The sequence below is a fragment of the Paenibacillus anseongensis genome (genome assembly GCF_009757995.1).
GTDB classification, from domain to species: Bacteria; Bacillota; Bacilli; order Paenibacillales; family NBRC-103111; genus Paenibacillus_E; species Paenibacillus_E chondroitinus.
Window position 1 is genome coordinate 194991 of sequence record NZ_WSEM01000037.1, and the last position, 7537, is coordinate 202527.

Consider the following 7537-nt stretch of genomic DNA (forward strand, 5'->3'; position numbering starts at 1 on the left):
CTATTTTACTGAACCAACCATACCTGCAACAAATTGTTTTTGCATAAGGAAGAATACAAGCGCTGTCGGTATTGTAGATATGACAATGGCAGTCATAATGACCCCGAAATCCGGTGCATAACTAGATCCTAAATTTGAAATCAATAAAGGAATTGTTCGTTTCTCTGGGGTTTGCAGCACGATAAGCGGCCACAAGTAATTGTTCCAACTGGACATGAACGTAATAATAGCTGCAGCTGAATAGGTTGTTTTCATGGTCGGCATATAAATTCGGAAAAACAAACCTAATTCCGTTAACCCATCCATGCGTCCTGCTTCCAATAGCTCTCTCGGAAACATTTTTGTGCTTTGGCGAAAGAAGAAAATGAGAAACGCCGTTGTAAAGGTTGGAAGAACGACAGCATTCATCGTGTTGATCCCGAGAAAAGGAACCGTCTTCGACAAGCTGGAGAACATTTGGTAAAGCGGAACCATCAATGCTGCGAATGGAATCATCATGGAGACAAGCAGCAAGTTGAACACGACGTCCTTCGCTTTACTCCGATACACTTCAAAGGCATATCCAGCGAGCGAAGCAACGAGCAGTGCCAATATCGTGGTCGATAAAGAAATTTTAAGGGAATTCCACAGGGCGGGAAGGAGATTGATGGAATCAACCAGTTTGTTAAAGTTAGAGACAAAATGCGTACCTGGCAGCATTCTTCCCTGAGTGACATCCACAGAAAGATTCGTTGAACTAACGATCATCCATAGAAATGGAAAAATCGAAATCACGGCTACGACAATAAGGAAGACATAGACAATTGTGCGATTGAGAACTCTCATTATTTATCACCTGCCAATTTGATTTGAAGGACAGATAACACAATGATCATAGCTACAACCGAATAGGAAACTGTCGCCGCATAGCCAAAATCAGGTGTGTACTTGAAGGAAAGATTGTAAATATACTGCGATATGGAGAGGGTTGCATTACCTGGGCCACCCTTCGTAATATTCATGATCTCGTCGAACAATTGCAGGGTTCCGATCGTTGATGTAATCGACGTAAAGAGAACAATAGGTTTTAACATCGGAAATGTAATAAAGAAAAACTGTTTGATCGGAGAGGCTCCATCAATGCGTGCCGCTTCATAAATCGAATTATCGATATTTTGCAAAGAGGAAAGGAAGAAAATCATGTTGTATCCTGTCCAGCGCCATGTAATGGCAATAATAATCGTAATTTTCGCCCAGAAGGGATCGGAAATCCATTGAATCGGTTGTGCAATCAAGTGCATTTTTACTAAAGCCAAGTTGATAAGTCCATCATTGCCAAATAAATATTTGAATACGACGGAGTAGGCAACAAGCGAGGTGACACAAGGCAAGAAAATGGCTGTACGGAAAAACCCTTTGAAACGTAGTTTGCTGTCATTCAATAAGACGGAGATCATCATCGCGAGAATGATCATAATCGGTACCTGAATGATTAGAAATAGAAACGTATTTTTTACAGCTGTGAAAAAAGTTTTATCGCTCAAAAGCCGCTTATAGTTGCTGATGCCATTAAAATGCAGATTAGCTCCTGCGCCGGTTTTAAACGACAGCAGCAGCGCCTGAATCATGGGATAGAAGTAAAACAAACAAATCATCAATACCGCTATACCGATAAACAGCCAACCTGTCAGTCTTACACGGTTACTCATCGAGTAGTTCAATTTATCCAGATCCTTCCTATATTGCATTTAAAAATCGAAACGCTGTCCCCCGCTTGCACCATCATGCAATTCGGGGGTCAGCGCCCTTAGGTTAATTGGAAAAACTTACTTAATTTGAGACTCCGCTTGAGACTGAGCATCACTTAGCACTTTATTGATATCTGTGCCTTTCAGGTAGTTCTGCATTTCTACTTTCAGAATATCTTCAATCGCATACGTATGCATGCCGTAGTTTACTTTAGGAATTTGAGTCGTCCACGTTGCGAAATCAGAGATAACCTTTTGACCTCCGAAGAAATCATCCGCTTTCGTGTAAGCTTCACCTGTTGCTGCCGGTTTGTACGTACCGATAACACCAACGTCTGTCACTAACTTCTGGTACAAATTCACGTCGGAACCGAGTGTTTTACCAAGGAACTCAGCTGCCGCTTCTTTACCAGGGTTGTTCAATACATACCAGGAGCTGCCTCCAAGGTTTGATGCGTGTACGGAGCTTGCTGTATTTTTCAACTTAGGAAAAGGTACAACTGCCCATTTCCCGGATTGATCAGCTTGCGATTTAATGGAAGGCGTGATCCAGTTTCCTGTCGGTACAGCTGCTACACTGCCGCTGTTGAAGCCAGCCAGGAAGGAATTCCAATCTGACGTGATTTTAACAATGTTAGCGGACATCAACTCTTTGTATGTAGCAAAAGCATCTTTCAGAGCTGCATTATCTTTCAGATCCGGTGTAGACCCGTCGCTTTTCAGATACCAAGCGCCTGCGGATTGAATCATCATACGAATTAAGCCAAGGTCATTCGGATCTTGCGTTAACAAATCCTTGCCTGTTTTAGCTTTAACCGCTTTACCGATTTCAATCAATTGCTGCCAGTTGATATCTTTCAAATCGTCTAGTTTATAACCAGCTTGTTGTAAATAGTCCGAGCGAACGTATAAACCTGTTACTCCGGAATCAAATGGAAGACCATATTGTTTGCCATTCAAGCTTGTTGGACCAATTTTGTAATCTGCGAAATCGGAAGCTTTGATGGATGCCGACAAATCTTGAAAGGAATCAGGATACGTTTTCAAGAAGCTTTGAGCACGATAATCTTCAATCAGCACAACATTCGGTAGACCCGTCGTTGTCCCGGAGTTCAAGCCCGTGTTCAACTTCTGAATAATATCATCTTGTGCGTATTCAACAATGTTTATTTTCACGTCAGGATGATCTTTCGCATAAGCCTCTTGTGCCAGCTTCATCGCTGCAATGTTGAAGTTCTTATCCCAGGCCCAGACCGTAATTTCCTTCGCTGCTCCCTTGTCTGTTCCAGTTGGAGTCCCTGTCGCTGTTCCAGTCGTGTCAGGTGCCTTGCTTGAGCATGCAGTCAACAGCAAAAAACTAGCCAATAAAATGGTAGAAACTTTCTTTTTCATGTGCGCCCCCCGTGTAGTTTTGATTTTTTGAAAATGCTTTCTTTTAAAAGAATAGCATCTCGGAAATCCCTTCTGTTAGAAAAAATTTTGTCATAATTAGCGAAAATCTTGTGTTTTGTATCCGCTATCATAATGACCATTTTGGTACTTTATTTATAATTTGTACTTTCTTTAGATTTCTATACATGGGGGGACTTGCTAAGTTCGCCAGGGAAGACTAATGGCAATTTTTGTTCCTTGCCCAAGCGTGCTCGTAATGGAAACTCCATATTTATCTCCGTATAAAAGCAGGATGCGATCATGCACATTGCGAATGCCAATCCCTGTAAAAAGCTGCCTGGCACTCGTTGAGGTACGCTGCTCGCTTTGCGCTTCCGCAAGGTCCATGCCATCGCCGTTATCCACGATTTCACAGTGCAGCGTATCGCCTTCCTTCGTGATAATGACATAAATATATCCCGTCGTTTTTTTATTAAAAGCATGAAAAAACGCATTTTCGATAAATGGCTGGAGCATCAATTTAGGCACTTGCGACTTCAAACAGTCCGGCGAAACGAAATAATCTACCTTAATGCCATTCCCATAGCGCACCTGATTGATGAATACATAATGTTTTAAATTCAAAAGTTCCTGCTCAACAGATATCGTATCTTTCACATTGCTAATTGTATTTTGCAGGAGAGAAATCAGCGCATGAATCGTGTCCGTGGCCTTTTCTTTACTCCCTTGTTGAACCAGAATATTAACGGAAGTCAGCGTATTATAGAGAAAATGTGGGTTAATTTGCTGCTGCAGCGCAGCTAACTCGGCCTTCCGCTGCTCCTCCTGTGTCTCCACCAGCTGAATAATATAATCGTTAAGCTCATCAAGCATATAGTTGTAAGCATTGCTGAGCTCTCTTGTCTCATACGAACCGGTCACCGCCATGTAGTTGAGAAAATTCTTTTTGGTGATGTTCGACATCTTCATGACAAGCGTTCTTAAAGATCGCGTTACTCTGCGAGTGATAAAATAGACAACAAGCACAGCCGTCAATACGATACCAGCGCCAATCATAAATAAGGCCTTTCTGTTGAGCATCTGTCCCAGTGTCATTTGCTTATCAATCACATTGACGAGATAGAAATCATACATGGGTAAATAATCTGCCAAAACGATGACGTCATGATTAAACAAAGTCATTTCTTGACTTGTCGCTTGAGATTGCTGGGCTTGCTTGGCGCTCGACAAGAGTTCCTCGGAAATCGTTCCAATCAGGTCCTCCCTGTTGCTAGAGACAATCAAACCATTTTGATTCAAAATCATGACATCATTGCCTTGACTCGTGAAGCTCGCATAGATTTTCTTAAAATCACTCTCTCTAATCATCATGTAGAGCGATCCGTAACCTTCTTTGCTTTCTGAAGAAAGCAGCGCTTTGGTGGCAACAATCCGATCTTCATTGGAGCCCCATGTTCCTGCCCTCATGAAGCTGTATAATATCCTGCCTGGCTGCTTCCATGTCTCTTGTGTTAGTGGGCTGTTCTGGAGCTCCTTCGAGGAGCCGGACCAGTAGGTGACGTCGCTCACGTAGCTCCTGCCATTCATGCCCAGGACGCTGATGCCAATATTTTTGGCCCCAATCCCGGACTGAATTCGCTTCATCTGATCACTCATGCTGAAATTCGTTTTGAAATTCGTTAACGAATCCGTATCCCCCTCCGTTAGGAAGCTTCTAATCGCGCCGCTTTGCGCGACACTAATGGCAATATTTATATTGGAATAATGAATGGCGTCTAATCCCGTTTTGATCTGGTTGATAATTTTGGAATTGGTAATACTGAACGTTTGGACGAAAAGCTTCTGCGACATTTGAACCGATACCCAAGAGGTCAGAATCGTGACGGAAATAATGCTTACGACCATCACAATAAACATTTTAGAAAACAGACTTTGATCGGTTATTTTTTTTACCCAGGCTCCCATTATGGATCGTAGTCCCTTCGTGCTTATTTTTTGCGATAGTGACTTGGGGAAATTCCCATCAGCTTTCGGAACACCTTCGTAAAGTAGCTGTGATCGGAGTATCCGACGAGATTGCTTATTTCTGAAATGGAGAGATTAGGATTTTCGCGCAGCAACGTACAGGCTTTATCTATCCGAATCCGGTTCAAATATTCATTAAAACCTTCTTTGTTATGAACCGTGAAGTAATTGGACAAGTAGGAAGGATTGAAGTGGAAGTGTTTGGCGACCTCAGTTAACGTGAGTGGCTGAGAAAAATGTTTGTCCATATACAATAAAATTTTCTGAATACCCGGAGATCCCGTCCGATTATCGCTGACGCATGATACAGCCTCATTCAAAAACTTTTCTAACAAAAGAATAACTTCCCCAATATGCTCAGCCTCATGAATCGCGCGAAAATACTCGTATTTGCCTTCATCCAACGAACTTGCCTCATAGTGAAAATGCTTTAGCGTAACAATAATATTAAAAAGGCTGTGGTCCAAAAAAGATTTAAACTCAAACATGTCGGTATCCAGTCTGCCATTCATCGAGTGAGTGTATGTGCTTAGACGCCCAAAAGCCAGATCGAACTCTTGATGATTCAATTCTGCCGTGAACGCCTCCATGTCAAAAGGAGCGCCTTTCTCCGCCTGCTTCTCCAATTCGTTGACAATGAGAAGTCTGCGATCCGGCAGAAAGAAGCGGTGATCCAAGACTTTCAGCATGTCATTGGTATAAATATCGTGCAGCTCAGATAGCTGCTCAAAAACATGGCTGAGCGCCACGACGATGGACATATGCCCTTTATCACCGGCTTCAAGCAGCTGCTGGGCGATCTGTACGGCGTCCTCTTGTGCCGAGTTGTCTAGATTCAGCAGGTAGCGAATATAGCCGTCTTGATGCGAAAGACGGCGTGTAGCGACGGGTCTATCCCTATTTTGAATGATCGCTTTCAGGGCCGCTTCTAACCATTCCTCATTTCGGGTCAAGGACACGGATTTATCCTGAACCACCGAGAGTAAGACAAAACTGGAATACGGAACGATCGCACTTAATTCATTTTTATCATAATCAACGGAATAACCCGAAATCAGCTTGTCCAGGATGTAATCGACGGACTGCTTTTTCTCACTTTTCCACTCCGAGTGTTGAAAAGCAGGAATCCGTTCTGCCGTTTTCTTCAGAACAGCTAACATCGATACCGCGTCCAATTTGGGCTTTAACATATAGTCGGCGACACCGCTTTGAAACGTAGAGCGAACATATTCGAATTCTCCGAAGCTGCTGAGAACCACGATTTCCATCTCCGGGTACATACCCTTTACGATTCTCGTCAACTCCTCGCCATCCATCACTGGCATGACGATATCGGTCAACACAATGTTCGGTTGGTACAAATGAACCATCTCTAACGCTTCTTTGCCGTTGGAGGCCTCACCTACAATTTGAAACCCTTCGCTTTCCCAATCCAAAAGATGCCGGATGCCTTGGCGCACCAACATCTCATCATCAACAATCAGAACCTTGCAATAAATCGTCATAACAGACTCCTTATCCAGATTTACATCATCTACCACCAGTACGACGTATTTTGTGCGATATCTTGCACGATTATAAATGAATTTATGGCTCTTGACGAGCGTTATGCTTACAGCATGAAATACTAGGATACCAACCTTTCTTGAAAAATGGAATACAAAAAAGAGCTGCCGTAGCAGCTCCTAGATGTATAACAGAAAAGATTGTAGCTTCTTTTTGGACAGGGGCAGCAGGAATTGAACCCACACCAAAGGTTTTGGAGACCTTTGTTCTACCTTTAAACTATGCCCCTATAACATGGTGGCTCGGGACGGAATCGAACCGCCGACACGAGGATTTTCAGTCCTCTGCTCTACCGACTGAGCTACCGAGCCTTAGATAAAATGGAGGCTGACGGGATCGAACCGCCGACCCTCTGCTTGTAAGGCAGATGCTCTCCCAGCTGAGCTAAGCCTCCATGGGATAAAGAAGAAAATGGCTCCCCGAACAGGACTCGAACCTGTGACAACTCGATTAACAGTCGAGTGCTCTACCAACTGAGCTATCAGGGAATATGGTAGGCCCTAGTGGACTCGAACCACCGACCTCACCCTTATCAGGGGTGCGCTCTAACCAGCTGAGCTAAGGGCCTGCAAAAAAATACCCCATAGGGGTACTGCTTGGCAACGTTCTACTCTCCCAGAACCCTGCGGTTCAAGTACCATCGACGCTGGAGGGCTTAACGGTCGTGTTCGAGATGGGAACGCGTGGGTCCCCTCCGCCATCATCACCAAACAGTCAAAGCGTGGTTTGCGCCTTGAAAACTAGATACGAAACTTGCGTAAAGGTTTGATTATCTTAGGTTTTGCCCTTAGGGGTTAAATCCTTTGGGCCCCGTTAAAGTACTTGAG

5 protein-coding genes, 5 tRNA genes and 1 rRNA gene are annotated in these 7537 nt (G+C 43.6%); all 11 read right to left on the reverse strand.

What is annotated here, in order from left to right; genetic code table 11:
- A complete protein-coding gene (locus GON05_RS34935; RefSeq protein WP_127450493.1) occupies window positions 1-825 on the reverse strand; it encodes a carbohydrate ABC transporter permease in 825 nt (274 codons plus the stop codon).
- Window positions 825-1688 (reverse strand): carbohydrate ABC transporter permease, encoded by an 864-nt coding sequence (locus GON05_RS34940; protein WP_181646068.1) that lies wholly within the window; start codon window positions 1686-1688, stop codon window positions 825-827. Before GON05_RS34940 ends, GON05_RS34935 begins: the two co-directional genes overlap by 1 nt.
- A gap of 117 nt (window positions 1689-1805) precedes the next feature.
- Window positions 1806-3119, reverse strand: coding sequence for an ABC transporter substrate-binding protein (locus tag GON05_RS34945; RefSeq protein ID WP_157326124.1), 1314 nt, complete (start codon window positions 3117-3119; stop codon window positions 1806-1808).
- Window positions 3120-3317: 198 nt separating this feature from the next.
- The gene (locus GON05_RS34950; RefSeq protein WP_157326125.1) at window positions 3318-5084 is read right to left on the reverse strand and encodes a cache domain-containing sensor histidine kinase; all 1767 of its coding nucleotides are present in this window, start codon (window positions 5082-5084) and stop codon (window positions 3318-3320) included.
- A 23-nt stretch (window positions 5085-5107) separates the two neighbouring features.
- Window positions 5108-6685 (reverse strand): response regulator, encoded by a 1578-nt coding sequence (locus GON05_RS34955; protein ID WP_157326126.1) that lies wholly within the window; start codon window positions 6683-6685, stop codon window positions 5108-5110.
- A gap of 183 nt (window positions 6686-6868) precedes the next feature.
- Window positions 6869-6939: transfer RNA gene (locus tag GON05_RS34960), tRNA-Trp, on the reverse strand.
- Window positions 6940-6945: 6 nt separating this feature from the next.
- Window positions 6946-7021, reverse strand: a tRNA-Phe gene (locus GON05_RS34965).
- Between the two features lie 10 nt (window positions 7022-7031).
- Window positions 7032-7104, reverse strand: a tRNA-Val gene (locus GON05_RS34970).
- 18 nt (window positions 7105-7122) lie between these two features.
- A tRNA-Asn gene (locus GON05_RS34975) sits at window positions 7123-7198 on the reverse strand.
- A gap of 3 nt (window positions 7199-7201) precedes the next feature.
- Window positions 7202-7278: transfer RNA gene (locus tag GON05_RS34980), tRNA-Ile, on the reverse strand.
- A gap of 26 nt (window positions 7279-7304) precedes the next feature.
- Window positions 7305-7421 (reverse strand): 5S ribosomal RNA (gene rrf / locus GON05_RS34985).
- Between the last annotated feature and the right edge of the window lie 116 nt (window positions 7422-7537).

What these genes read in the sequence shown, in the direction of transcription:
- GON05_RS34950 (WP_157326125.1), bottom strand. Translation starts at nt 5,084, where the DNA reads ATGGGAGCCTGGGTAAAAAAAATAACCGATCAAAGTCTGTTTTCTAAA.
- GON05_RS34945 (WP_157326124.1), bottom strand. Translation starts at nt 3,119, where the DNA reads ATGAAAAAGAAAGTTTCTACCATTTTATTGGCTAGTTTTTTGCTGTTG.
- GON05_RS34935 (WP_127450493.1), bottom strand. Translation starts at nt 825, where the DNA reads ATGAGAGTTCTCAATCGCACAATTGTCTATGTCTTCCTTATTGTCGTA.
- GON05_RS34940 (WP_181646068.1), bottom strand. Translation starts at nt 1,688, where the DNA reads ATGAGTAACCGTGTAAGACTGACAGGTTGGCTGTTTATCGGTATAGCG.